This is a genomic window from Bacillus sp. UNC322MFChir4.1 (assembly GCF_000746135.1).
In the GTDB taxonomy this organism is placed as follows: Bacteria; Bacillota; Bacilli; order Bacillales; family Bacillaceae_G; genus Bacillus_A.
This window is the reverse complement of sequence record NZ_JQKQ01000023.1, coordinates 20,323-46,964: the sequence shown is the minus strand read 5'-3', so window position 1 is coordinate 46,964 and position 26,642 is coordinate 20,323. Positions and strand designations below refer to the sequence as shown.

Annotated in this window: 18 protein-coding genes, 2 pseudogenes, 1 riboswitch and 1 other annotated feature; of the genes and pseudogenes, 14 read left to right on the top strand and 6 right to left on the bottom strand. The window is 36.0% G+C overall.

The genetic code is table 11. The annotated features are described in order from the left end of the window. Window positions 1-392: 392 nt before the first annotated feature. A complete protein-coding gene (locus tag BR72_RS10385; RefSeq protein ID WP_035432715.1) occupies window positions 393-1,244 on the top strand; it encodes an NAD-dependent epimerase/dehydratase family protein in 852 nt (283 codons plus the stop codon). A 183-nt stretch (window positions 1,245-1,427) separates the two neighbouring features. Next, window positions 1,428-2,294 carry a sigma-70 family RNA polymerase sigma factor gene (locus tag BR72_RS10380; protein ID WP_051957293.1) on the top strand — a complete coding sequence of 289 codons (867 nt, stop codon included), beginning with the start codon at window positions 1,428-1,430 and terminating at the stop codon, window positions 2,292-2,294. A 70-nt stretch (window positions 2,295-2,364) separates the two neighbouring features. Here the strand turns inward: BR72_RS10380 and BR72_RS10375 are convergent, their stop codons facing one another. Continuing rightward, a complete protein-coding gene (locus BR72_RS10375) occupies window positions 2,365-3,525 on the bottom strand; it encodes an MFS transporter (protein WP_035432712.1) in 1,161 nt (386 codons plus the stop codon). A 490-nt stretch (window positions 3,526-4,015) separates the two neighbouring features. Further along, window positions 4,016-4,275, top strand: a binding site (T-box leader). A 71-nt stretch (window positions 4,276-4,346) separates the two neighbouring features. Here BR72_RS10375 and asnA point away from each other — a divergent pair. After that, window positions 4,347-5,330, top strand: a complete 984-nt coding sequence (gene asnA, locus BR72_RS10370) for an aspartate--ammonia ligase (protein ID WP_035432711.1) — start codon at window positions 4,347-4,349, stop codon at window positions 5,328-5,330. A 216-nt stretch (window positions 5,331-5,546) separates the two neighbouring features. Here asnA and BR72_RS10365 read toward each other — a convergent pair whose 3' ends face one another. Further along, window positions 5,547-6,776, bottom strand: a complete 1,230-nt coding sequence (locus tag BR72_RS10365; protein WP_035432710.1) for an aspartate kinase — start codon at window positions 6,774-6,776, stop codon at window positions 5,547-5,549. Window positions 6,777-6,998: 222 nt separating this feature from the next. Then, window positions 6,999-7,186: riboswitch (Lysine riboswitch) on the bottom strand. A gap of 182 nt (window positions 7,187-7,368) precedes the next feature. Here BR72_RS10365 and BR72_RS10360 point away from each other — a divergent pair. The 7 genes from BR72_RS10360 to BR72_RS27335 all read left to right on the top strand — a co-directional run bounded on the left by BR72_RS10360 (window position 7,369) and on the right by BR72_RS27335 (window position 15,511). Beyond that, window positions 7,369-8,277 (top strand): DoxX-like family protein, encoded by a 909-nt coding sequence (locus BR72_RS10360; protein ID WP_035432709.1) that lies wholly within the window; start codon window positions 7,369-7,371, stop codon window positions 8,275-8,277. Between the two features lie 4 nt (window positions 8,278-8,281). Continuing rightward, complete coding sequence (locus tag BR72_RS10355) at window positions 8,282-8,911, top strand: DUF4166 domain-containing protein (protein ID WP_035432708.1); 630 nt, start codon at window positions 8,282-8,284, stop codon at window positions 8,909-8,911. After that, window positions 8,899-10,527, top strand: a complete 1,629-nt coding sequence (locus tag BR72_RS10350; protein WP_035432707.1) for a YndJ family protein — start codon at window positions 8,899-8,901, stop codon at window positions 10,525-10,527. Before BR72_RS10355 ends, BR72_RS10350 begins: the two co-directional genes overlap by 13 nt. A gap of 329 nt (window positions 10,528-10,856) precedes the next feature. Beyond that, the gene (locus BR72_RS10345) at window positions 10,857-11,624 is read left to right on the top strand and encodes an ABC transporter ATP-binding protein (RefSeq protein ID WP_035432706.1); all 768 of its coding nucleotides are present in this window, start codon (window positions 10,857-10,859) and stop codon (window positions 11,622-11,624) included. Between the two features lie 12 nt (window positions 11,625-11,636). Continuing rightward, a complete protein-coding gene (locus tag BR72_RS10340; RefSeq protein ID WP_035432703.1) occupies window positions 11,637-13,502 on the top strand; it encodes an FtsX-like permease family protein in 1,866 nt (621 codons plus the stop codon). A 344-nt stretch (window positions 13,503-13,846) separates the two neighbouring features. Beyond that, window positions 13,847-15,241 carry a PepSY-associated TM helix domain-containing protein gene (locus BR72_RS10335; RefSeq protein ID WP_035432700.1) on the top strand — a complete coding sequence of 465 codons (1,395 nt, stop codon included), beginning with the start codon at window positions 13,847-13,849 and terminating at the stop codon, window positions 15,239-15,241. 138 nt (window positions 15,242-15,379) lie between these two features. Beyond that, the gene (locus BR72_RS27335; RefSeq protein WP_256217123.1) at window positions 15,380-15,511 is read left to right on the top strand and encodes a hypothetical protein; all 132 of its coding nucleotides are present in this window, start codon (window positions 15,380-15,382) and stop codon (window positions 15,509-15,511) included. A gap of 279 nt (window positions 15,512-15,790) precedes the next feature. Here BR72_RS27335 and BR72_RS27455 read toward each other — a convergent pair whose 3' ends face one another. Further along, on the bottom strand, window positions 15,791-16,024 hold the full coding sequence (locus BR72_RS27455) for a DUF3947 family protein (protein ID WP_081904856.1): 234 nt from the start codon (window positions 16,022-16,024) through the stop codon (window positions 15,791-15,793). A gap of 531 nt (window positions 16,025-16,555) precedes the next feature. On the opposite strand from BR72_RS27455, the gene BR72_RS10330 reads away from it, so the two are divergent. After that, entirely contained in the window at window positions 16,556-18,748 is a 2,193-nt protein-coding gene (locus BR72_RS10330; RefSeq protein WP_035432698.1) for a transglycosylase domain-containing protein, read from the top strand. A 96-nt stretch (window positions 18,749-18,844) separates the two neighbouring features. Here BR72_RS10330 and BR72_RS10325 read toward each other — a convergent pair whose 3' ends face one another. Further along, on the bottom strand, window positions 18,845-20,050 hold the full coding sequence (locus BR72_RS10325) for an MFS transporter (RefSeq protein ID WP_035432695.1): 1,206 nt from the start codon (window positions 20,048-20,050) through the stop codon (window positions 18,845-18,847). A gap of 83 nt (window positions 20,051-20,133) precedes the next feature. After that, the gene (locus BR72_RS10320) at window positions 20,134-20,712 is read right to left on the bottom strand and encodes a DUF2087 domain-containing protein (RefSeq protein ID WP_035432692.1); all 579 of its coding nucleotides are present in this window, start codon (window positions 20,710-20,712) and stop codon (window positions 20,134-20,136) included. Window positions 20,713-21,650: 938 nt separating this feature from the next. On the opposite strand from BR72_RS10320, the pseudogene BR72_RS24960 reads away from it, so the two are divergent. The 3 genes and pseudogenes from BR72_RS24960 to BR72_RS26390 all read left to right on the top strand — a co-directional run. Next, window positions 21,651-23,144 (top strand): annotated as a pseudogene (locus BR72_RS24960) (GW domain-containing glycosaminoglycan-binding protein); the annotation flags it as partial. A gap of 264 nt (window positions 23,145-23,408) precedes the next feature. Beyond that, window positions 23,409-24,482: pseudogene (locus BR72_RS27655) on the top strand (GH25 family lysozyme); the annotation flags it as partial. Then, window positions 24,472-24,762 carry a hypothetical protein gene (locus tag BR72_RS26390; protein WP_035432686.1) on the top strand — a complete coding sequence of 97 codons (291 nt, stop codon included), beginning with the start codon at window positions 24,472-24,474 and terminating at the stop codon, window positions 24,760-24,762. The pseudogene BR72_RS27655 and the gene BR72_RS26390, both read left to right, overlap by 11 nt. Window positions 24,763-24,819: 57 nt before the next feature. Here the strand turns inward: BR72_RS26390 and BR72_RS10305 are convergent, their stop codons facing one another. Beyond that, the gene (locus BR72_RS10305) at window positions 24,820-26,187 is read right to left on the bottom strand and encodes an Nramp family divalent metal transporter (RefSeq protein ID WP_051957291.1); all 1,368 of its coding nucleotides are present in this window, start codon (window positions 26,185-26,187) and stop codon (window positions 24,820-24,822) included. Between the last annotated feature and the right edge of the window lie 455 nt (window positions 26,188-26,642).

Genomic DNA, 26,642 nt, shown 5'->3' with positions numbered 1-26,642 from the left:
ACAATAGTATATCATAATATGGACAGTAATGCGCAAAATCCTCAGGTTTATCCCGCTAACAGAAATCTTTTAAAATAGAAAAAAGAGTCCTTCACAGTTACAATTTATAGTTTATCCCGCATTAACGGGCAGTAATACTCCCACCTCAAAATTCAGCGAAAGCAAAGAAGTTAGGTGAGAGATAAACTGCTCGTAAAAGCCCGATTGGTTCAACTAATAATCAGTGGGGGATGAAGAAAACCCCCACTGATTAAAGTTTCACTTTATGTCACACATTACATGATTAATTTGTCTTAAATATGAACGTAAAAAAGAGTACATTGTATATTCGTTTTTTCATTCTAAAGGTATCGAATTATTAAGTTTTTAAAAAATATTATGGAGGTATAGATATGAAAATTTTTCTTGCTGGTGCAACTGGTGTAATAGGACGTTCTTTAATTCGTTTGTTAGTACAAGAGAATCACGAAGTGTTCGGAATGATTCGTGATGAATCACAGGCGAGTATAATTACAAAAATGGGTGCAAAGCCAGTGGTGGTCGATGCATTTGATCGAAATGCTGTATTCTTTGCATTAGAAAAGAGTCAGCCGGATGTAGTGATTCATCAACTTACATCGTTAAGTGCGGGAAGCTCGGTGGATAATGCGAAAATGCGAATTGAGGGGACAGAAAATCTTGTAGATGCAGCAAAATCAGTAGGTGTTAGACGAATGATTGCACAAAGTATTTCATGGGCATATGAGCCTGGAGAGGAGCCTGCTACAGAAGAAGACATGTTAGATATTACTGCTCCGTTTCCGCGAAAAACGACGATAGAAGGTATTATAGCGTTAGAAGAAAAAGTGTCTCAAATGCCGGAATTTGTGGTTCTCCGTTACGGAACGCTTTATGGACCAGGAACTTGGTATGCAACAGATGGAATGATTGCGAATCAAGTACGACGACAAGAGATAGTAGCAACTGATGGGATAACTTCTTTTCTCCATGTAGATGATGCAGCAAGAGCGGCACTATTGGCACTAGATTGGCCATCTGGTCCGGTCAACATTGTCGATAATCATCCTGCACCAGGAAATGATTGGTTGCCTGTTTATGCTTCTGCAATCGGGGCGCCTGAGCCTTGTTTCCAAGCTGGTAGTAATCGCGGTGAGCGCGGCGCTGCTAATACAAAAGCTCGAGAAGAGTATGGGTGGGAGCCCATTCATCCTTCCTGGTCTAAAGGGTTTCAACATCATTTGTAGAATCCTTTTAAGATAAGTTTTGTTATAAAAATACTATTTTAAAAAAATGTTTTAGAAGAATTTGTATAGGTATACCCTAGAAAATTTTTTCTAGGGTATTTGTGATTGTATATCATGTTAAAATTTGGGTGAGTTAGCTTCGAGGAGGGAGAAGGTGGAAAAAATAATTTAGACATAAATGAATTGTATGTAACGTACAAATCTTATTTTATTGCTATTGCATATAAAATGCTTGGATCGATAAGTGATGCTGAAGATATTGTTCAAGATACATTTCTAAAGCTACAAATGAGAGAGATTCATTTAACTGATGTTAATAATGTGAAGTCGTATGTAAGTAGAATGGTAGTAAATCGCTGTATAAATGAATTACAATCAAGCCGAAAAAAAAGAGAAACTTATGTTGGAACGTGGTTGCCAGAGCCGATTGTACAAGATATAAAATGGGATCCTACAGAGAAAATCATTCAAGATGACCAACTATATTATACTTTTGCTGTTCTTATGGAAAAACTCTCGGCCACAGAGCGAGCAGTTTATGTCCTAAAAGAAGCGTTAGATTTAAAACATAGTGAAATCGCTGACTTACTCCATATAACGGAGATGAATTGCCGTAAAGTGTTTAGCCGTGCGAAGAAGAAAATGAATGTATCTATTGATGAAAATTCTACATCATACGAAATTCAACAAGAGCAAATTCATAAGTTTATTTCGGCTTTATCAAGAGGTGACGTTCAAGAAATTTCAGCAATTCTTACTAGCGATGTAACGCTTATTGCAGATGGAGGGGGGAACGTCGCTACAGCTATTAATCAAATTATTAGTAAAAAACGTGTCCTAAGTTTGTTATCTGCAATTGCTACAAAATTTTTCACAGGAAAAAAAGCAAAAGCGGTCATAGTAAATAATGAGCCAGGTGTTCTCGTATTAAAGGATGAGGAAGTAGTCGGTGTATTCAGTTTCGCCTGGAAGAAAAATACGAATCAGATTGAACAAATTTATTATGTTGTAAATCCTGATAAGCTGGGGCATATTAGTATACAATGCTAAAGGCATAGAGTTGTTCTAACAGTTGTGAGAGAGCTGTTAGAGCAACTCTTATTTAAGTTACTCTTTTTGATTAGCTTGTATTTTTTCGTAAAGAAAATGACAATAGGAAAGACAAGAATAAGACAGAGAAAATAGTAAGTACGACATATTTAAACATCATTTTGGTCCCGATATATGGACCGATACTAGATCCTAAAAATAAGGTAAATGTATATAGGGCCATTGCAACTCCTTTTTTCTTCCCGCTTATTTGTCCAATATGAAAAATGATAGAGGGTAGTACGATTGAAATTCCAGCCGCAAATATAATTGTAGTGACAGATAGAAAATAAAGACGATCCCATTTTAAGAACAAAAGTACTCCTGTACACGTAATAATAAGCCCTAGAGTAATTATTTTTGGGGCTTTAGTATGTGTAATAAAGTTATTCATAAAAGGAGAAATAGACATTCCGATTAGGCCAAGACATTGAAAGAGCAAAATTTCATGATTTGTTAGATGATACATTTGGGTTAATAAGTGATGCAAAGAACTATAAATGGCAACGAATGAAAGAAATTGCGTAAAGGTAATCGCAAGACAAATTGCTATGTAGCGATTTCGAAATAATGTAAACATATCAAACCAGTATGCTATAGATAATGGACGATCACTTTTGATAGATACAGGCAGAATGAAATATAAAATTGTTGCACATAAAAGGTGAATGAAAGCGAAAAAATAAAAAAGAGTAGGAAAATTGTATTGAGATATAAACCAATTACTGAGTATTTGTCCTAATAAGCTAGACATTGTAAACGCTGTGCTTAAAACCCCAATAACATAGCCTTGACGTTTTGGAATAAACAATTCGAATGCATATGCAAGTGCTAAAGGCGTAAACGTAGCTGCTACTAGTCCTTGCAAAGCTCTAAGGAACAAAAATAAGTTGTATATTTTGCAAACGCTAATCGTCATCGTACAAAAGGACAAAGCGAATAGGCCGAGAACTAATATATTTTTCTTCCCAAATCGATTGGAAAGAGGCGCAAAAATTAAGAAGCCAATGGCGTAGAAAATAGAAAATATGCTACTTGAGAGATAAATAATACTTTTAGGGATTTGAAAATAGAATATAAGTTGGCTTTCGATTGGAATCATGATAAACCCTTGAGAAACGACACTAATCCCGGCGATGCAAAATACAAATACGTATAACCATTCAGGAGCTTTATTTGTTAAATTACTCATGAAGATCCTCCTTACATTTTATCCCGCTATTCGTGGGCAGTAATACTCCCACCTCAAAATTCAGCGAAAGCATTGTCCAGCTCTAGCGGCTAGAATCTCCGGCCGTTTCGCCCCCTCGGACGAGGCAAAAAGCGCCTCTCTGTCAGGGGCGTGGGCGTCCTGCGATTCTGAACGAGCCGCTTCCGCTTTTCTTAAGAAGTTAGGTGAGAGATAAACTGCTCGTAAAAGCCCGATGGGTGAGGGCTGATAATCAGTGGGGGATGAAGAAAACCCCCACTGATTAAAGTTTCACTTTATCTGTACTAATAAGACAGTATAATTTGTTGAAGTGTGACTCATTGTTTTGTAGATTTACGAATATTTTTTTACGAGTGAATTATTTGTAAATCCATAAAATAAAGAATTGAAAAATATTTTAAAACTTTTTGTTGACTTTCTTTTCTTTTTGTATAAAATAAACATTAATAAAATGTTTCAGAGATGTGACAGTAAAACGACTGTGAAAGGAAGAGTAGTAATAGGACGTAGTCCAAGCGAGTCAGGGGTGGTGTGAGCCTGATACGAAGCCTGTTATGAAGAACCTCCTGGAGTCGCTAACCGAAATCCTTTTTAGGAAAGTAGACTTAGCCGGGAACTTCGCCGTTACAAGAAGAACAGTATCGAGTTATCTCTAATCTCCGTACTGATAAGTGAGCAACCTCTGTTGCTAATTTGGGTGGTACCGCGGAACCAAAGTCTTTCGTCCCAGTTTTTGGGAAAGAAGGGCTTTTTTTATTGGTTTCTTTCCTCACTACATCAAAACATTTTAGGAGGAAAACATCATGTATCAAACATTAATGACAGTAAGAGAAACACAAATTGCAATTAAGGAAGTTAAAACATTTTTTGAAGAGCAACTATCAAAGCGTCTTGGATTATTCCGTGTATCAGCGCCATTATTCGTAACGAAAAAATCAGGATTAAACGATCACTTAAACGGTGTGGAGCGTCCAATTGAATTTGATATGCTGCATTCGGGAGAAGAGTTAGAAATTGTACATTCACTAGCAAAATGGAAACGATTCGCTTTGCATGAATATGGATATGAAGCTGGTGAAGGATTATATACAAACATGAACGCAATTCGCCGTGATGAAGAGTTAGATGAAACGCATTCCATTTACGTTGACCAATGGGATTGGGAGAAAATTGTTCAACAAGAATGGCGTACAACGGATTATTTACAAGAAACAGTACGAACAATTTATGGAATATTCAAAGATTTAGAGGGCTATTTGTTTGAGAAATACCCGTTTCTTGGTAAATATTTACCAGGAGATATCGTGTTTATCACTTCACAAGAGCTGGAAGATAAATATCCAGAATTAACACCGAAAGATCGTGAACATGCGATTGCAAAAGAATACGGTGCTGTCTTTATTAGTGGGATTGGCGGGGCGCTAAGCTCTGGTGAAAAACATGATGGACGCGCATCGGACTATGATGATTGGAAGTTGAACGGAGATATTTTATTCTGGCATCCAGTACTGCAATCTTCATTTGAGTTATCTTCTATGGGGATTCGCGTTGACAGGAAATCTCTTGATGAACAATTAACAATAGCAGGAGAAGATTTCAAACGTGAGTACGATTTCCATAAAGGGATTTTAGAAGATGTACTGCCGCTAACAATTGGTGGTGGAATCGGACAATCGAGAATGTGCATGTACTTTTTACGTAAAGCACATATCGGTGAAGTGCAGTCTTCTGTATGGCCAGATGAAATGCGTGAAGCGTGCAAAAAACAAAACATTCACTTGTTTTAAAAAGATTCAACTTCAAGGGCTAGACAGTTCTTGTGTTAAATGTTGCCGAAGGAACTTTATACCGTGTCGAATCGTCGATATATTTTAAGAAACGATCGATATATTGTGAAAAGCGCCGATAAATGTACCATTTCTGCCGATATATCGGTGGATATGTAAGAAGGAGCCGATTTCCAAAAGTCACATAGATGCTTTGGGAAATCAGCTCTTTGTTTTTTAATTAATTGATACAAACGGTTCAACTTTTGCCATAAATGATTCATGAAGCGCTTCGACACCTTTTACTAAATGAAGGCGGTCGATTACGACAGATACTTTAATTTCTGATGTACTGACCATTTTAATGTGAATATCTTCTTCTTGTAATGTGGAGAACATTTTCGCGGCGACACCTGGATTAGATACCATACCCGATCCAACGATTGATACTTTTGCTAGGTGGTTTTCATACTCTACAGATTCATATTGCATTGATTCACGATTTTCTTCTAAAACTACTAATGTTTCCTTTAAGTCATTTGAATGTATAGAGAAGGACAAATGTACAGTTCCTTCATTTGTAATACTTTGAATAATAATATCTACATTAATATGCGCATTTGCCAATGTAGAGAAGACTGCGGAAAGTTTTCCTGGTTGTAAGCCTTTCGTTGTTATACGTGTAATATTATCTTCAAATGCAATGCCTTTTACGATTGATTGTTGTTCCATGTTACATTCTCCCCTTACGATTGTTCCATTTTCTTGTGCCATGCTTGAACGAACTTCTAATATAACGTTATGGTTTTTGGCGAATTCGACGGCTCTTGGGTGAAGTACGCCAGCACCTAAATTTGCAAGTTCTAACATTTCATCATAGGAAATTTCATCTAATTTATAAGCATTTTTTACAACGCGAGGATCAGTTGTGTAAACACCTGTTACATCAGTATAAATATCACATTTTTTTGCTTGTAATGCTGCCGCTAACGCAACAGCAGTTGTATCAGAACCACCGCGGCCAAGTGTTGTGATTTCTTGTTCTGCGCTTAAGCCTTGAAAACCGGCTACAACGACAATCGTTCCTTTTTGTACATAAGATTGAATCCGCTCTGTATTTATATCGGTAATTCTAGCACTGCCATGTACGGATTCTGTTGTAATACCAGCTTGCCAACCTATGAGTGAAATTGCCTCGTACCCTTTCGTTTGCAAAGCCATTGTTAATAAGGAAATTGAAATTTGCTCACCTGTTGTAAGTAACATGTCCATTTCACGTTTGCTCGGTTGATCTGTAATACTAGCAGCTAAAGAGACGAGTTCATCTGTACTATGTCCCATTGCTGAAACAACCGCTACAATCCCATGTCCTTTTTCATATTCTTCAATGATTAAATCGGCAACATGTTGAATCCGTTCGATGTTTCCGACAGATGTACCGCCAAATTTTTGAACAATAATTTCCATGATAAGTGCCCTCTTTCAAGTTAATATAGGTAAATTAGGAAAAAATGTTGTCAAACATAAGATGGGAAATATAGATCCCTTTTACTCCTGTAAAAAAGTAAATAAAAAACACCATCTCAAATAGGTGAGGATGGTGCTGTTACAGGAAAAGGGAAACAGAATACGGAGCTAATAAAAAAACCGCCAAAAAAGAAGATAATCATAAAAACATGATTTCTCTTTTTTGTAGATAGCTCTTCATATATACACCGCTGTATATATGACAGTTCTGTTTCTATTTGAAAACAGCCCCAATGTATATGCTCAGAGGCACATATACATTTCGGCAACTTTTCCTTTCATCTACATTCACTGACAATCTCTGTGTCTCCTATAGAATACTCATAAAAGTTGCGACCTCTATCTCACGTCATTAGGCGAGAGTAATTGGTTGTATGAAGTTATTGGTAACATTTGTTCCATAGTAATTAAAATGTTGAGAGAAATCAAGTAGGTTATAAATATTTTTAATTTTTAAAATATTATAAAGGGAATAAAAATGATATAAAATGTTAGATGTTACAATATTTAACATAGGAATGGAGGGGTGTGAATGAAAGAACAAAATCCTATTTATGTACAAACAGAAATAGAAACTACAATGGGTGACCTTTGGGAATATACACAAGATCCAAAGATACATACTGAATGGGATGTACGGTTTACAGAAATATCGTATTTAGAGAAAAACGAAGGTGAACCACAGCGTTTTTTGTATAAAACAAAAATTGGTTTCGGATTAGAAATTGCGGGAGAAGGAGAATCAGTAGGAGAATTACGAAAAGAAGGCGGAGAACGCATTTCGTCATTGAAATTTTGGACGGATAGTAAACTTTCGCTAATTTCCATAGGGAGAGGCTACTGGAAGTATACACCGAATGAACAAAAAGTTCGTTTTGAAACGCAGTATGATTATGAAACGAGGTTTGGAGGTATAGGAAGAGTTATAGATTTATACATGTTTCGTCCATTGTTAGGGTGGGCAACTGCTTGGAGTTTTGATGCCTTGAAATTGTGGTTAGAAAAAGGGTTTCATCCACGATTATTATTAAAAAGAGCTGTTACATATTATTTGATTTGTATTTTTCTATCTTTTGTATGGATTTATCAAGGGCTAGTTCCGAAAATTTTATTTACTCATCCAGAAGAGGTGCAGATGCTTTCTAATGCTATTGGTTCGGAAAGTTATAATCATTTGATAATTAAAATAATTGGATTTTTGGAGATTGTGTTTGGAGTGACCTGGTTGTTACCGTTCCAAAAACAGAAATTATTTTTTCTTCATATTTTTATATTATTAATATTGACAGCTACGGCGGCACTTGCGAATATCACTAGTTTTATGCAGCCTTTTAATCCGATTACGTTAAATATCATATTAATTGGATTCTCAATAATTGGTTATATGAATAGTGATAACTTACCGCAAGCGAAGAATTGTAAGAGAAGTAGAAAGGAGTAGAAAATTGACTTCCATTTACGAAACATTATTAGGAGAATCCTATCAACAGTTACACCCAAAATTACAGCAACGGTATGCAATTACAGAAGGATATAGCTTTACAGGAGAAGGACGAATGGATGAAATTACTGAAGGTTCTGCTGCTGTTAGACTGTTTTTAAAAGTAGCAGCAAAATTCCGGATGTTCTTTTCCGAAAGAGGGACAGAAGTACCATTTATTATCCAAAATAAAGCTGAGAAGGACAAGAAAGGAAAGATATTTGTAAGATGGAATCGGATGTTTTTGTTTGGTGAAAAAAAGCGTTATTTTCATGCTGTCATGTATTTGAATGAGAAACAAAACGAAATTGTCGATTATTTTGGAGAACCTCATTTGCTTGTATCGACGCTCGCGTTTCACGTTGATGCAAAAGGAGCGATGCATATTTCATCTAAAAAACAATGGTTCTACTTATGGGGAATGAAGATTCCGTTGCCAAAGTTTTTATATGGACAGGCAAAGATTATAGAAAGCTATGATGAGGAATTAGAGTGTTATCGGATATATGTACAAGTACAAAATCCATTATTAGGACCGCTTTTCTCCTATAAAGGGACATTTAGAGAAGGGGATCTAAATTTATGCGAAATTTAATAATTGGCTGCATCTGTTATGTTATTTTTCTTATATTAGAGTGGTCAAATATACATCCTGTTGAAGCAATTATATTATTGTCTATTCTTGTTTTTATCCCGCTGGCGTTTTCGATTGTAGATAAGAAAAAAAGAGACGGAGAAGTACTATTTTGTTATCAGCTTGCAGTATTTTTTTATCCAGTTGCAGCAATAAGTGCAATGCTAGCTTTTGTAACAAACTATTATCTCTTTGCGATAATTTGGTTTATATATACAGGTATTATCGCATTGTTTGGAGTAAGCCGATTATTAGAAAGAGGATGGAAACCGTTAGAAGAAACTGCCATTGATAGTGGATTTATATATTTATTTTTAGGTGGCTTTTGGTTCTTTGCCTCTGTAGCAAATATACAAATTATGCAGTTTAGTTCAGATATCGTCTTACTCACAGCAGCCCATTTTCATTATTCTGCTTTTTTACTTCCCTTGTTTGCAGGTTTGTTAGGGAGAAAGCAACAAAAGAAAAGTAAATTATATATGATCATTATGTTTATTATCATCATTTCTCCGATGACAGTTGCAATTGGTATTACTTATTCGAGTATATTTGAATTTTTTGCGGTGCTATTTTATCTTCTTTCGCTTTATGTTTATGGGATTTTTGTATGGAAAACAAAATTTACTTCTATGAGTGCAAAAGTTCTTCTTATTATCTCGTCTGGTACGCTTATGGTAACTATTCTTTTTTCGCTTCTCTACTCATATGGGAATTTTAAGGGAATGATGACCGTTACGATTGCGCAAATGGTTTGGATTCATGGAGTTGTGAATGGAGTGGGCGTAGCATTACCTGGCTGTATTGGCTGGATGATTGAAAAGACTGCGCCGACATATTGTTATTATGGGAAACCAATGAGTCGTATAAAAGGTAAGGCGAAAATTGGAGAGGATGTTTTAATAGAAAATAAGTTAATAGAGAAGAACGAATATACAGGCCTTATAAATAACATGATAGATTTTGATAGTAAACAGTATAATACACCGAATGTATCACCACTTATAATTGATTTTTATGAGAATACAAAAGATTATGAGTTAAAAGCAACTATTCACTGGTCACGCTGGTTTCGGCCATTTGCTTTTCTGTATGAAAAAATAAGCCGACATGTGCAACAAATTCATTTAGGAATGGGAAATCGCTTAGAGCGAATGAAAGGAGAAATTGTTGCTATAAAAGATGAAAAAGACGGTAGAAATGACGTCAGAGCGTGGGTTCGGAAAAATGAACAGAATGAAACGATCTTTGTTGCACTTTACTCTCAGCATGAATATAAGAGTGAAACATACATGAATATTGCGTTGCCATTACCGTATATGAATATGACGGGAATTTTAAAACTGCGTAATGATAAGAAACATCTTATCATTACGAGTAGATTAAGGAACAGTGCAAGAGGAGATGAGGGGATATATTTACATAGTCGCTTCTTTACAATTCGTTTGCCGCTCACAGAAACGTTTACGATAAGAGAGAATGATGCAACAACGTTAACTGCACATCATCGAATGTGGCTGTTTGGTGCGAAGTTTCTAGAGATTGATTATGAGATAGAACAAAAAGAGAATATTGCATAACAAAAAATGAGTCTGGTATGATGCCAAGCTCATTTTTTATTAGGTGTTCTATATAAATCTATTTTAAATTTTTGATATATAAGTTTCCGCTATGCAGAATACAGCATGACCGCTACTTGCTTTTTCTTTTTGTTTTAAACATTGCATGTGGCAGGAAAAGGCACTGACCGTTTCTATGCGCGGCCAGATGCTCTCGTCCCCAAAAAAAGAAAGGGGTTTTTAACTTGTGTATATAGTGAATCTTAAGAATTCTTAAGAATTTACCTACAAGAAACTTAAAAAATTTCTGAGAAGATACGAATAGATACTGAGAGATAGGGGATGAAGTTATGAAAAGTGCTGTAGTAGAGGTAAATCAGGTTGAAAAAGTATATGGGAAGAGAAATGAAAACCACTCAAGGGTATTAAAAGGAGTAACGTTATCAGTAAAAGAAGGCGAGTTTGTTGGAATCATGGGTCCATCGGGATCAGGGAAAACGACGTTGTTGAATGTGATTTCGACACTTGATCAAGCGACTAGTGGTACGGTGAAAATTGCTGGAACCGACATTGCGAATATGAAAGGAAATGTATTATCTGATTTTAGAGCGCAAAAGCTAGGATTTATTTTTCAAGATTTTAATCTTCTTGAAAACCTTTCAATTTATGAAAATATTGCATTGCCGTTGTCACTGCAAGGAGTGTCTTCAAAAGAAATTGCAGGAAAAGTACAAGAGGTAGCGATAAAACTTGGGATAGAAGCAATTTTAGAGAAATACCCAACTGCAGTTTCTGGTGGGCAAAAGCAGCGTACAGCAGCAGCTCGTGCACTCGTACATAATCCAGCAATTATTCTTGCAGATGAACCAACAGGAGCACTTGATAGTGAAAATGCGAAAAGCTTATTAGAAGCGATGCATGATTTACATGAAAATCATCACGTTAGCATTATGATGGTAACGCATGATGTGTTTAGTGCAAGTTATTGTGAACGTATTTTATTTATCCAAGATGGATTGCTTTATAAGGAAATTCACCGTAATGGAAGTAGAGAAGCATTTTATCAAGATATTTTAAATGTGCTTGGAAAAATGAGTTCTTCCAAGGAAGCGATATAAGGAGATGAGGACATGTTACTGAAATTATCGATACATAGTATACGAAAGATGATGAAAGATTATCTTGTTTTGTTAATTGGTCTTATCGTTAGTATAAGTGTTTTTTATATGTTTCAAACGATGGCTTTAAATACTGAATTTACGAAAGGAAATAGTATTATTAGCAGCATTCGTATTGTCTTTGGGATTGGTTCTGTGTTACTTTCGTTCATTACCTTATTTTACATTCTTTATGCAAATTCATTTTTGCTTACACTGCGCCGAAAAGAATTAGGAATGTATATGATGCTTGGTGCAAAAAAGAAAAAGGTTGCACAGCTGCTTTTTATCGAAACAGTGGGGCTTGGAATGGTTGCTTTACTGATTGGAAATGTAGTAGGAATTGGATTAGCAAGTGTAGTAGGGAAGATTCTTATAAAAGGTATGGATGTATCAGCGAAGGGATACGATGCGTTTTATTTTCCTGCTTTAATTGCAACGTTACTGTTCTTCTTTGTTCTTTTTGCAGTGACAGGGATGATTAATAGCATTCGTCTTCTGCGCAAAACAGAATTAGAGCTTATACGAGAAGATGAAACACAAGATGAGGTAGAAAAAAGTAAACTTCGTATTACTGTTTTTACGGTGCTTGGAATTTTGATGTTAGGCATTGGATATTACTCGATCATTCATGTGAATAAATTGCAGGAAATGGGACTTATAGTTGCAACAATTTGTACGACAATTGGAACTTATTTTATATTTGGTTCATTATTGCCTTTATTTGTTACGATGTTAAAAAGAAATAAAAAAAGAAACGAAGCAGGACTTAATAGTTTTACCCTTGCACAGCTACGTTTTCGAATTAATAGTTTATCGAGAATATTAGGGACAGTTTCTATGTTGATTGCACTAGGTGCTGGTGCGATGACAGCTGGGATGGCGTTTCAAAAAAATGTTGGAATGACAACGGAATTTTCGCGAGTGTATGATGCGACGATTCATGATCCAAATGTAGAAGAGATAAAAGAATTAAAGCAAATGAATATTATAGAAGAAAAGAAATATCCTTATAAAGAAAATAACGAAGCGGTTTACTTTTCACGTGACGATTTACTTAATCAGCCACCGCTTATTTCGGAGCACAGAAGTGCAAAGAAAAGTAAAGAGCCAATCCGTGTTCGCGTAAGTGAGGGACTTCCTGAACCAATATACACATCGCTTGAGAAGCCGGAAACGCAGCAATATCCCAGTATGCCTGGGCAATGGGAGGATGCACTCGTTCGTGAATTTCAAATTAGTTACAATCAATTTGGTGGAAAGCCGCTTCGCATCGCTGATAAAGAAAATTATGAAAAAGTACAAGGAACAGTGCACTCACTCCTTTTAATTCGCGTTGATAATTTGCAAAAATATAAACCGATTCTTACAAAAATAGATCAACGACAAAAAGAAGTTGCACAAAAAAATATCGGGGAAGAAGTACCAATGCAAACGAAAATGACGACGTATCAGTATATGTATACTTTTATGAGCGGTACAATGTTTATGGGGTTTTTTCTAGGCGCTTCTTTTCTTGCGATGATGGCTAGTTCGCTTATGTTTAAAATTTTAACAGGAGCATCTAGAGATAAACGCCGCTATGCCATGCTTCGAAAAATTGGTGTTCGAAAAGGAGTGCTCTCTCGCAGCATCTATAAAGAAGTATTCTTCATCTTCTTATTTCCTGGGATTGTTGGAATTGCTCATGTATTAGTTGGCATGAATCTATTTTCATTCATTTTACTTGATCCGTATGTGAAAATTTGGATGCCAATTAGTTTATTTGTCTTCATTTATCTTGCATATTACTGGATAACAGTACAATTGTATAAAGGTATGGTATTGCCGAAAGTATAATGCTGAGAGAAAGACCTTATGTATGATTGTGTATGTAAGGTCTTTCGTGCTTATTGAAAGTGAACGTATATAAATCTACTTTAATTTTTCGGCATATAAGTCGCTTCTAGGCATGGCCAGATGCTCCCTCCCGCCTAAAAAGAAAGAGGGTTTTTATGTCGGTTTTTTAATTTGTATTTCTCTAAAAATCTTGCAGTCAGAAGTTTTATAGAAAAATTGTAAATAAGTTTGAATAATCCTCACAAAATGTTCACATATATCCGATATATTAAAAATCGAAATTATAGTCTTATAAGTTTCTATAAAGAAGGAAGGACGAGTAACATTTAGGGGGAAAACGAAATATGTTTGCAAAACAACAAACAGTAAATCATTCTACTGAAGATCATGAAGTTCGGGTAGACAGTTCAAAAGCACAATTTTTATATCGAGCTGTATGGCGCTGGCATTTTTATGCTGGCATTATTTTTGCACCTTTTGTAATCTTATTAGCAATCACAGGTATTATCTATTTATTTAAACCGCAAATTGAAAATATCATATACAAAGATTATTACTATGTACAGGCTACAAAGGAAAAGTTGACTGCTGAAGAGCAAATAGAAGCAGTCAAAAAAGCGTATCCTGGTGCTTCTGTTACAAAGTACAAGCCATCTTTTGTGTCAAATCGTTCAGCAGAAGTGGGAATCGTAGATAAGAAAGTTCCGATGACGGTATTCGTAAATCCACATGATGGAAAGATTTTAGGGGATTTAAAGAAAGAAGAGAGATTTATGAGTCAAGTGGAGCGGATGCATGGCGAGCTTATGATTGGCAAGGCGGGAGATCGGATTGTAGAGATGGCTGCTTGCTGGGCCATGATTTTGTTGATTACCGGCTTATATTTGTGGTGGCCGCGTAATAAAAAATCAATTTTTGGTACATTGATTCCAAGGTTTTCTAAAGGAAAGAGGACCATGCTAAGGGATTTACACTCTGTTCCGGCGTTTTGGTTTTCACTGTTCATTTCTCTATTTATACTGACAGGACTTCCTTGGTCTGGATTATGGGGGGATTATATTAATAAAATCGCAACGGCGACAAAAACAGGATACCCGACGGGACTATGGGATGGTAATTTGCCGCAGTCTACTGTTCCATCTAAAGCGGTAGCGGATGTTCCTTGGGCAGCAGAAAAGTTACCAGTTCCAGAATCTAAGGAAAATAAAACAGCCCCTCTTATGGTGGCAGACATTATGAAAATAGCAGAAAAAAATCAATTAGAAGATGGATACGCAATTACATTCCCTAAAGGAGAAAAAGGGGTGTACACATTATCCGTTAAACCTGACAATCCAAAAGGGGAAGCAACGCTGCATATTGATCAGTACAGCGGAAAGGTATTAGCGAATTTACAATTTGCAGATTATGGAATATTAGCTAAAGCAATTTCTATTGGGATTGCGCTGCATGAAGGGCGTTATTTCGGGTTAGTTAATCAACTATTGGATTTTGTAATTTGTCTTGTATTAATCGGAACTGCTGTAACAGGCTGCATGATGTGGTGGAAACGTAAGCCATCTGGTACGTTAGGTGCACCTTCTTTACCAAAGAACTTTAAATTAATGAAAGGAGCAGTAATACTTATTATCATGCTGGGGATTTTGTTCCCGCTAGTAGGTATTTCGTTGCTTGTGGCTTTGACGCTTGATTGGCTGGTAATAAAAAGAGTGCCAACTTTGAAAAAATGGTTTGGTTAATGTAGGTTACATGATTATTAGTTGAACCAATCGGGCTTTTACGGGCAGTTTATCTCCCACCTAACTTCTTTGTTTTCGCTGAATTTTGAGGTGGGAGTATTACTGCCCGTTAATGCGGGATAAAGTAAGGAGAAAGATATGAAAAAGAAAATTTTTACATACACAGTAGTGAGTGTTTTAGTAATGCTTGGTGTATACCTGTATATAGACCACAATAAAACAAAAGAGACGAAATCAACATCGACGCCGCCTTGTCATATCGACAAGTAATATATAAAGACTTTTAATATAAAGTACGATACATAGCATATATTTAAGTATAGAACTATAATTATAATGCCCGTAAAGGTTAATCTTTTATGGGTATTTTTTATAAAATGGTTAGCTAAATAAAATGACTTTTTCCATGAGAGCCCTTTATAGATGTAAACCATCATTAATCACATAAGTATTGAGCATAAAAAATATAATTTTAGGTTAGGATGAAGCCACCACTAATGGAAGCTTCAGTTTATTTGTATAAAGAAAAAGGAAAGTAAAAGGCCTTTCTTAGAAATAGTATGTGGAGCCAAACGGAATTATTGAAATGTCAGTTGGATAGATGACATGATGTATAATATGATGAGGTACAACGTAATGATGTGTAACAGGATAATGTGCGCTATGGAGAAAAAAAGGTTCTGTTGCCATCACTTGGTGAATGGCATGAAGTGTCTGTTGGGCAGAACTATATGTGGTAGCAGCGCCCGATTGCCTAGTATTGTTAAAGTATGGGTTTATCATAATCAGTCATCTTGCTCCTTCATAGTAGTGGAATTTGCCTTTTATATGTTATGTCTATGTAAGGAACAAAGAGCTTATTTTACTGAAAAACATGCTCCTTTCTCATTTGTTTGTAAAGGTTTTTCATACATAGAGGACACTGGAAAAGTCTATTAAAAGAAAAAAGCAGATAATTGCCTACTGTATTAGGTGATTATCTGTTTTTTATTTTTTGTATATGGATAAAATCTCTGTAACTTGCTCAAAGTAGGTGCTTTTTCAGCAGCCTCAATACATATTCAGCGTCTTTTTTATCCAGGAGATAAACTACATTATTTGGGGATTTATAAGAGTTTTTCTGAAAAAACTCTTATGACCCCCTTAAAAATAAGGTTCCTTGCGAAATAAGTATAAATAGAAGGAAGCGATAACTAAGTGCTAGGCCAAATATAATACTCATAATTTAGTAGGTAGTAAGTTAACAAAAGGGGCTTACTTAACATGGTCTTTAACTTTCATAAGTAAACTAAACAAACGTAGGTGAGAAGAATAATGTCAGAAACGTATCGTTCTCGTGAAGAACGACAACAGCTAAAGAAAAAACAAAAAGGAAGCGGAAAGTCCTTCGAAAAAGGATCATTGTTGAAAAAAATCTTACTTGTCTGTTTGCTGATTGGCCTCAGTTTAGTAGGAGTAGGAGTTGCTATTTTCTTTTCCATTATTAAGGAAGCTCCCCAAATAGAGGCCTCAAAATTGGTGGATCCGCTATCCACGAAGTTTTATGATAAAGACGGAAAATTTATCTATGAATATGGAAAGGAAAAACGAACAAAAGTCACTTATGATCAAGTTCCAGAAGTGTTGGAACATGCATTTATTGCTACAGAAGATTCTCATTTTTATGAACACCATGGTATAGACATAAAACGAACTGGTAAAGCAATTCTCGAAAACTTGACTGGGAACTTCGGATCTCAGGGCGGAAGTACCATTACACAGCAAGTTATTAAAAATTCATTTTTGTCTTCTCAAAAAACGCTAGAACGAAAAATCCAGGAATGGTACTTGGCATATAAATTGGAAGAAAAATATTCTAAGCACGATATTTTGACAATATATTTGAATAAAATTAACCTGGGAAACCGCTCTTACGGCGTTGCTACTGCAGCTAAAAATTACTACGGTATTGAAGCGAATGATTTGAAAAAATTGACCCTTCCACAGGCTGCTATGTTAGCAGGACTACCGCAAAGTCCAAATAACTACGATCCGTCCAAACCGGAAAACGAAGAAGCGGCGACAAAGCGCCGTAACCTCGTCTTAATTTCTATGAATAGACAAGGATATATCACGAAGCAACAAATGCAAGATGCGATGAAAGTTCCAGTAACGAAAGGGCTTGTTCCGAAAGCCAATCAAGAAGGTATGCCTTACGAAGCGTTTTTGGATGCTGCAACAAAAGAAGTTGAAGACAAGTTGAAAGATGTCAATATCGGTACGGATGGTCTTCGAATTTATACGACACTCGATCCGAAAGCGCAGCAGTATGCCGATAAAATCATGAATACGCAAGATATTGTGAGTTATCCGAATGACCGTTTCCAGGCAGCTTTCACGTTTATGAATTCGAAAACGGGTGAAGTACGTGCGATTGGAAGTGGCCGCAATGAATACAAAGCAACATTCCGAGGGAATAATTTCGCTATTAATATAAACCGTCAACCAGGTTCGACGTTTAAACCAATCTTTGATTATGGTCCGGCAATTGAACATTTAAAATGGTCAACATACCATCAACTTGTGGACGAACCGTATCATTACTCAAATGGAAAACCTATCCGAAATGCTTATACGGATTATAAAGGTCCTATGTCTGTACGAAATGCTCTAGTAGAATCACGTAATATACCAGCTTTGAAAGCATTACAGGAAGTTGGTTCGAATGAAGCAAAAGAGTTTGCGCAATCACTCGGAATTACGTTTCCTGATAATCAAGTTTATGAGTCTTACGCAATTGGAAGTAACCTTGTGTCTCCTCTTGAAATGGCAGGAGCATATGGTGCATTTGCAAACGATGGTGTGTATACAAAACCGCATTTTGTTACAAAAGTTGTTCTATCAGACGGCAAAGAAATAAGCTTTAAGTCGAATGGTAAACGTGTTATGCATGACTATACGGCTTATATGATTACCGATATGCTTCGTGGTGTAGTGAATGCCTCTAACGGAACAGGTACAGCAGCTAATGTACCAGGTCTTGATATTGCAGGGAAAACGGGAACAACAAACTTTGACGACAAGACACTTAGTCAGTTCGGCTATCCCTCTAAAGCGACAAATGATAGTTGGTTTGCCGGTTATACATCACAATACACGATGGTTGTTTGGACTGGCTATGCGAAGAATGGTCCAGGCAATTATATGCTTGGAGATACAACGAAAATCTCACAACTTATTTTTAAAGCAATGATTCAAGCATTTGGAACAGACACATCCAGATTCCAACAGCCGAGCAGCGTATACACAATGAATAATGAGCTGTATATTAACGGGGTTAGCCCTGACGCTGTTCCACCAGCAGTAGCCCCATCTGCAGTTGTTTTACCGGGAGCTCAAAATCCGGAACAGGGCGATAGGAAAGGAAATGATAATGAAGACTCAGATCATGGTGGGGATAAAGATAAAAAAGACAAAGGTAAAAAGAATCAAGATAAAAAAGATAAACATAAACATAAGCATGACTAAGGTAAGTACAGAAAAGAGGAAACTTAGTCATAACTTGTAATCATTATAGTGAATGGAAGAAATAGGAGAAAGTCTTCATAAGAAAAGAGGTACCTCTCAAATGGTACCTCTTTTTCGATATGCTTTCGTTGAAATAGTTACAATTAGGGAAATGGCAATAAGGATATAGGCGATACCTCCAATCAAACCTAAGGTACGTGGCGCAAGGAATTGCAATGCCGATCCAGAAATAAACATAGATATTCCCAATACGGTATTTATGATTGTTGCTAGTAGTCCAAATATGGCTCCTTGGTGTTGTTCAGGAACTTCCTTCATAAGAATGGTATCAAAGCATGCATTACCAATCCCGGACATAAATGTAATCCCGCAAAACATAAGAAATGCAAAAATTACTAAATGTGTTTGACTTAATAACAGTTGAAATATTCCCTCAAGCAATAAACATACTAAACCTATAACAAGGAAATTTTTTCGTAGTTGATTTGCAACAGAAAAGCTTAATATTAAGCCAATACCTAATGCACCATAAAAAAGACCTACACCAACATCACCAAGATGAAACTCGTTAATCGCATAGACGCTAATTAGAACATTATCAATTCCATTTATAGAAGCTATTAATATTTCACAGAAAAAAAGAATTTGTACCGTAATAGACATCAAAATTACCTTTTTGAAGGTGAAGATTAGATTTTCGGACTTCTCTACTTTTTTTACATCTTCATTCCTTGGAAACTGAATCGTATAGTTGATAGCGGCTGCCCCTAAAAATGATCCTGCATTTAACCAAAAAGTCACATTAGGTCCGAAAATAGACGAAACTACTCCGCCTGAAAGTGCTCCAATAATTAAAACGATTCCTAGCATTACTTGTTCCAAACTATTTACTTTTACAAGATGTTTCTTACTAATGAGCTTAGGTATTGCTGATTTTCTTGTTGGTCCATATATAGCTTCTCCTGCTGCCAAAATAAATGAACTGCAATAAACGATCCAAATATCTTCTTTACTTTGAACAAATAGGAAGGACAAGGCAAATGGAATCCTTATAAGGTCTGTTACAACTAATATTGTTTTTCTTGAAAATCGATCAGCCAACATCCCACCTATTGGCCCGAAAAATAAAAAGGGGATGAGACGGATTGCTAAAGTCATTCCCACAGCCAATCCTGAACCTGTTAGATGCAGTAGCATTGCTAGCACAGCTACGGAACTAAAGCGATCCCCAATACCATTTACGATGCCGGCAAAAAATAACCTCCGATATTTTTTTTCTTCATTTATAAAAGAAAGATTCATGGCTATCTCCTTATTTTATAAATATCTAATTTCATATTTATCTAATTAATTAGTTGAAAAATAAGGACGTCAAGTAACGTCCATTATTTTAACCACCATAACTCAACAGGGTTTAACTCATATTGATTATTTTCTCGGTACATATATTGGCACATAATGAGTTCACGTCTTAATGTCGCGTAATCATCATGAAATTGCTTTAAATATTCATTCATTTCTTTCTCTGGATAAATTTTTCCAAATTCTAATCCTTTAATCATATGTGTGAGTACGACAAGTTTTTTCTTTCGCTGTGCAGGATAGGTTTTTAGTTTCCCATCTTTTGTGAAGAAATTATTAATAATAGCTGCACGTTCTTTTTCAGTAACCGACATTTCCATATTTGAATCGCCTCCTGTTCCTATAGTAAAAATAGCCTTGGCACTCATCTCCAATATTTTTGTATTAAGAGAAAAATAGATCGTATTTTTATCACGACGTTCTTTTATCAGTCCAACATCTCGCAGCTTTGTCATATGGTGGGTAATTGTTGGGGGCTTAAGTCCTAACTTTCCGGCAATCTCTTGTCCACTCAAGTGACCTTGCTGTAGCAAGGCAATAATCCGGACACGTGTAAGATCACCTAATGCTTTATGAAACTCAACAATTTTGTTTAATTGCATTTAGAAATCACCTACTTTAATGTTTATCTAATTAGATTATAATCGAATTAGATTTGTAATTCAAGTAATGAAATGATGAAGGTGTTTATATCGGTGGGGAGATATTTTTTTTCTCTGTTTAAGTTGAGCACATAAGGATTTGTTGTATCACTAGGAAGTGAGAAGCAATGTATATTTACTTTCGTGAAGTTATATATTTCAAAGTTTTTTCGGTTTTATTGAAAGATTTCAAAAAACTACCCCCACAAAAAGATTAGTTGGTTCGAATATTATAAATAGGGAAGGAGGGGATTAGTGAATACTTAGTATAAGATACTCACTCTAAATCTATTAAAGTGTAAAATATATTATTGTATTGTGTTATTGAATATGAAAATGTTAAAATGCATTATTGTACGATTAATTTCTTCATTAGCAGATTTAGTGATGATTCTAGAGACTTTTCTTCGTGGCCTTTTAAAAGTTTTGAAGGTTTTATCATTTTTTGTAATTGAATTTCTTGATTTGTTTGCAGATATGCATTTGTATTAGCTATGGACAATTTTCCTTAAATCATGAAGTAGGAGATTACAATCTATAAATAGCGAAATACATTAATAGTCGCTAAAGAAAATGCAAGTACATAATATATGAAAATGATAAAATGTATATTAGGATAATGAAATATTGTGTATTAGAAGGTATCGTTCGTTTGTGTGAAACATGAATGAACGTTTCCATATAAAGTTTTTTGATGAGTGTTTATGTTAAATATATTTCGAAATACTTATCAAAAATACTATATTAAAATTTCTATAAAAATAGTAATATGTAAAGGTAGTAGAGAGGGACATAATTGTTAGGGATCTTATTTATTGAAACATATATTAAAAGATTACATAAAAATAGACCTCTTCCAGCTACAAGATTATTACAATTTAAGGAGAGGGTGTCTAGAAGTGAAGAAAGTTTGGCTATCTGTGTGTACTGCGATTACGGTTTGTGGTGCTCAGACAGTAATTGTTGGAAGTCCGAACACTGCTTTGGCAGCTAGTACAGTTGCAAATGAACAATCGGTAAATCTCGATGGCTCGATTAAAAGTAACATGAATGGTAATGGTATATGGACAGTACCATATGGTTTACAAGGGGCTAGTTACCTTGGAGACGTTACCAAATATAGTGGTATGGTCATTCATGTTATTGGTAGTGTACAGATTGGGAATACGCTTTGGTATCATCTACAAGTAGATGGAAAAGATGCAGGATGGGTTGATAGTAAAGTCCTAAATACTACAGCGACTGTTAATCAAACTCCGTTAAATTGCGATGGCTTGATTAAAAATAACATGAGTGGTAATGGTATATGGACAGTACCATATGGTTTACAAGGGGCTAGTTACCTTGGAGACGCTACGAAATATAGTGGTATGGTCGTTCATGTTATTGGTAGTGCGCAGATTGGGAATGTACTTTGGTATCATCTGCAAGTAGATGGAAAAGATGCAGGATGGGTTGATAGTAAAGCCCTATATATTACAACGAATGTTAATCAGAATCAGTTTATTGTCTCTACATCTGGTGACGGAGTTTGGTCTATTCCATATGGTCTAAATGGCGCAAACTATATCAATTCCACTAATAATTATGTAGGAAAAGATGTAAAGGTGATTCAGAAAGCAACGATTGGAAATGTTACATGGTATCAATGTAGCGTGAACAATCAAGTCATTGGATGGCTTGATGGTCGTGCGTTAAGTAGCTTGACGAATCTAAAAGCTATAAATCAGGCGGCTGTTATGGGGGCGACAAATGACAATGGTATATGGAGCATGCCATATGGCCTTTCAGGTGCAAAATATTTAGGATCTTCTAATCAATATGCTTTTCGAGATATGCAGTTAATCGGGAGCGTTACATATCAAGGTGTACAATGGTATAAATTTAGTCTAGATGGTCAAGCTATTGGCTGGATTAGCAGTTATGCAATAGACAATACAGGGATAGCTAAGCCGGCGGACTTTTCGGTTACTATTGGAAGTACGAATGGCAATGGCATATGGACAGTACCGTACGGCCTTCCTGGCGCAAAATATGTACAAAGTACAAATGATTATGCTTATCAAACGTTTCAAGTTGTGAAGACTGCAACAATAGGAAATGTTACATGGTATCAAGTAGCGAAAGACGGTAAGATATTGGGCTGGCTTGATAGCGGAAAGTCGCTTACAGATATAACTAATATTAAAGATGAGAATCGAGCAGCAGTTATACAACCATCGACGAACGGTGATGGTATATGGACAGTACCGTATGGGGAATATGGAGCGAAGTTCGTAGGGTCTACAAATGATTACAAATATCAAATGGTGCAAGTTGTACAAAGTCTTACAAAAGGTTCTACCACCTGGAACAAAATTAAGCAAGACAATCGTATTTTAGGCTGGGTTGATGCGAAGGTACTATCTTCGAAAACTGTCTATACTCAGCTGGATCCAAACGGTGAAGTTCATTATAACTGGGGATCAGGAGGTCCTGCTGGTTTTCCTTCTCAACAGTTCCAAGCTGATTTTGTTCAGAATAAGCAATTGTCTGGAGGAGATTATTTCGTTCAGTCGTTTGCAGATGATGGCATAAAGGTTTCGGTTGATGATAATGTAGTTATTAATCGCTGGTCGGCAGCTGCTGGTGAAACGAATCGTGCCGTATTCCCAAACATGGCAGCAGGTTCTCATAGTATTCACACACAATATTATCAAGATGGTGGACAAGCAGCTGTATTTTCAGATGTAGTACCATTTGATAGTTGGCTTGCCTATTACTATCCGAATGAATCTCTTTCTGGATATCCGGTTGCAGCTAAGACTCTTTCACAAGCAGCAAATGGCGGCTTGCAAGATGATAATGGATTTGAAGGCTCACCGGCTAGAGGTGTATCAGGAACCCATTTCTCAGCACGCTATGTTACAGCTAAGCATCTGAAAGCTGGTCAGTATCTTCTGTATACAGGAGCGGATGATGGAATTCGTGTATATGTAGATGGGAAAAAAGTTGTAGATGCATGGGGATATCATGGTTACAATGAAAAAGCATTGAAAATTGATATTACAGATAACTCAAATAGTGATGTTCACTGGATCGAAGTGGAATATATGCAAGGTACAGAAGATAGTAAAGTAACAGTAACACTGAAACCGTCTTATACATTTATTGACGTTTCACACTGGGAAGGAAATATAGATTGGAATAAAGTAAAGCAATCTGGTATTAATGCTGCTTATATGAAAGCAACTGAAGGTGTCTCATATACAGATCCAACCTATGCACAATATGTACAAAATGCATCTGCAGCAGGTCTTTTAGTTGGAGCATATCACTTTGCTCGTCCAGAATCAGGTGACCCGATTGTGGAAGCAAAACATTTTGTGGATGTATTGAATCGATATCATACGGATTTAATGCCTGTCCTTGATCTGGAATCACCATCTAGTCCGACAGGTAATATAACAGGGCCGTATGTGACAAGATGGGCGCGTACTTTTATTGATTATGTGCAGCAGACAACAGGAAAACGCGTTATGCTTTATACAGGGCCTTGGTATATAAATAATTTTAATTTATCCGGACTTGGCGATGTACCTCTTTGGATTTCTAGATATAACTCTACTACTCCAACTACATATGGTGATTGGAATAACTGGAATTCTTGGCAATATACAGAAAGTGGGAGTGTAAATGGAGTAGAAGGAGCGGTTGATATTAACGTTACTACTTCATTAGATGGACTTAGACCGTAACGGATTTCTTGCCTGTATAATCAAGGAGAAACAAGAACAAAAAAGAAGAATAGTAGAAAAAACTCCTGGTCAAACAGGAGTTTTTTCTATATATACATACAAATTAAAAAAACGATATAAAACCCTTTTTCTTTTAGGTTGGCGAGAGCATCTGGCCATGCATAGAAGCGGTCAAGGACTATTTTTGCCACATGCAAGGTTTAAAAAAAAAGAAAAAGCGAGTAGTGGTAATGTTGTATTTTGCATAGAAGTGACTTATATGTCGAAAAATTAAACTGGATATATATAGCTTGGATTAATTGAGGCAATACAATATATATTTAGAATACTTTCATCCTGAAAATGTAGTAAAAAGCAGATATGCATTTAAAATAGCAATAACAATTGCAATAAACCAAGCGATTCCTTTTGTCCAAAGTGAGTTTGTAAATTCACCCATTTTCTTTTTGTCACTAGTAAACATAACTAGTGGAATTACTGCAAATGAAAGTTGAAGAGATAGGATAACCTGGCTTAATACTAATAGATCCGTGGTTCCTTTTTCTCCATATAGTAGTGTTACAATGACCGCAGGTATAATTGCGATTAAACGCGTAATCAAGCGGCGAATCCATGGGCGTAAGCGGATATTTAAAAAACCTTCCATTACAATTTGCCCAGCTAACGTTCCTGTTAACGTAGAATTTTGTCCTGAGGCTAATAAAGCAACTGCAAATAATACGCTCGCAATTCCGCTTCCAAGAATCGGATTTAACAATTGATAGGCATCTTGGATTTCTGCTACTTCGGTATGCCCTGTTGTATAAAAAGTGGATGCGGCTAATATTAAAATTGATGCATTTACAAATAAAGCCAACATTAAGGCGATAGTAGAGTCAATCACTGAAAACTTAATCGCTTCTCGTTTCCCTTTAGGCGTTTCTTCGTAATTTCTCGTTTGTACGATAGAAGAATGTAAATACAAATTATGTGGCATAACTGTAGCTCCTAAAATTCCAAGTGCAATAAACAGCATTTGTGGATTTTGAATAATCTCTTTACTTGGAATAAAGCCTTTTGCAATTTCACTTAGTTGTGGTTGCGACATAAAGAGTTCTACACCAAAACAAACAGAAATTGTAGCGATTAAACTTATGACAATCACTTCAATATAACGAAATCCTTTATTTTGCAATAAAAGGATTAGTAAGATATCAAACGAAGTAATGCATACACCCCATACAAGAGGAATGTGAAATAAAAGATTTAATGCGATTGCGGCACCTATTACTTCTGCTAAATCACAAGCTGCAATAGCCAATTCACATAGTACCCATAAAACAAGCGATACAGGCTTACTGAAATGATCTCGACATGCTTGTGCTAAGTCTCTTCCTGTTACAATCCCCAACTTTGCAGATAATGCCTGCAAAATAATAGCCATAAAGTTAGAAATCAAAATGACAGATAATAACGTGTAGTTATAAGCAGATCCTCCAGCTAGTGATGTAGCCCAGTTTCCAGGATCCATATACCCTACTGCAACAAGATAACCTGGCCCCATAAATGCAAGAAGCTTTCGCAGAGAATTTCCCTTCTTCGGTATCCTCATACTTTTGTACACTTCTCGTAAACTAGGATCACTGTTCTGTTGCCGCCAACCTTCCTGGTGTGGCGCGGCAACCGCATTTTGCGATTTGACTGTTTCTAATTCGTCCATGACGTATCCTCCTCCTTTTCATTTGTTATATTTTTTAAACCTAAAATAGGGTTGGATTTTTTCTTATGTCAAAAATGTAGTGTCCTACTTTAATAGTTTACCCAGACCAACTTTTTTAGCCTGGTTTAAAATTATGATGTGTGATTAAATTTTATGCAAAAGCAAGAAAATAGGTGAGTATAAATATGATTATTTTGCTATGAATTATTTGTACTTGCTAACAGATAACATAGAAAGCAAATGTTGAGCAGCAATATTTATTTTTCTAACTGGTGAAATTCCGAGAGTGGATTCTTAAATAAGAGATGAATTTTTTTATAAAAATACGATTAAATTCATCTGTATAAGTAATTTCTTTCGCGCTCACGGATTTTACGTACGGATTCTTTGATAGATCTTGAACTTCTTTTTCAGTAAACAGTTTTTTCGTCATTTTGAAATTTCTCCGATTTTAA

Bases quoted from the DNA above. Each gene is read 5' to 3' on its own strand.
- BR72_RS10330 (WP_035432698.1), top strand. From the start codon at position 16,556: ATGTCAGAAACGTATCGTTCTCGTGAAGAACGACAACAGCTAAAGAAA.
- BR72_RS10305 (WP_051957291.1), bottom strand. From the start codon at position 26,187: ATGGACGAATTAGAAACAGTCAAATCGCAAAATGCGGTTGCCGCGCCA.
- BR72_RS10340 (WP_035432703.1), top strand. From the start codon at position 11,637: ATGTTACTGAAATTATCGATACATAGTATACGAAAGATGATGAAAGAT.
- BR72_RS10325 (WP_035432695.1), bottom strand. From the start codon at position 20,050: ATGAATCTTTCTTTTATAAATGAAGAAAAAAAATATCGGAGGTTATTT.
- asnA (WP_035432711.1), top strand. From the start codon at position 4,347: ATGTATCAAACATTAATGACAGTAAGAGAAACACAAATTGCAATTAAG.
- BR72_RS27335 (WP_256217123.1), top strand. From the start codon at position 15,380: ATGAAAAAGAAAATTTTTACATACACAGTAGTGAGTGTTTTAGTAATG.
- BR72_RS10385 (WP_035432715.1), top strand. From the start codon at position 393: ATGAAAATTTTTCTTGCTGGTGCAACTGGTGTAATAGGACGTTCTTTA.
- BR72_RS10360 (WP_035432709.1), top strand. From the start codon at position 7,369: ATGAAAGAACAAAATCCTATTTATGTACAAACAGAAATAGAAACTACA.
- BR72_RS10335 (WP_035432700.1), top strand. From the start codon at position 13,847: ATGTTTGCAAAACAACAAACAGTAAATCATTCTACTGAAGATCATGAA.
- BR72_RS10375 (WP_035432712.1), bottom strand. From the start codon at position 3,525: ATGAGTAATTTAACAAATAAAGCTCCTGAATGGTTATACGTATTTGTA.
- BR72_RS10345 (WP_035432706.1), top strand. From the start codon at position 10,857: ATGAAAAGTGCTGTAGTAGAGGTAAATCAGGTTGAAAAAGTATATGGG.
- BR72_RS27455 (WP_081904856.1), bottom strand. From the start codon at position 16,024: ATGATAAACCCATACTTTAACAATACTAGGCAATCGGGCGCTGCTACC.
- BR72_RS26390 (WP_035432686.1), top strand. From the start codon at position 24,472: ATGGACTTAGACCGTAACGGATTTCTTGCCTGTATAATCAAGGAGAAA.
- BR72_RS10365 (WP_035432710.1), bottom strand. From the start codon at position 6,776: ATGGAAATTATTGTTCAAAAATTTGGCGGTACATCTGTCGGAAACATC.
- BR72_RS10320 (WP_035432692.1), bottom strand. From the start codon at position 20,712: ATGCAATTAAACAAAATTGTTGAGTTTCATAAAGCATTAGGTGATCTT.
- BR72_RS10350 (WP_035432707.1), top strand. From the start codon at position 8,899: ATGCGAAATTTAATAATTGGCTGCATCTGTTATGTTATTTTTCTTATA.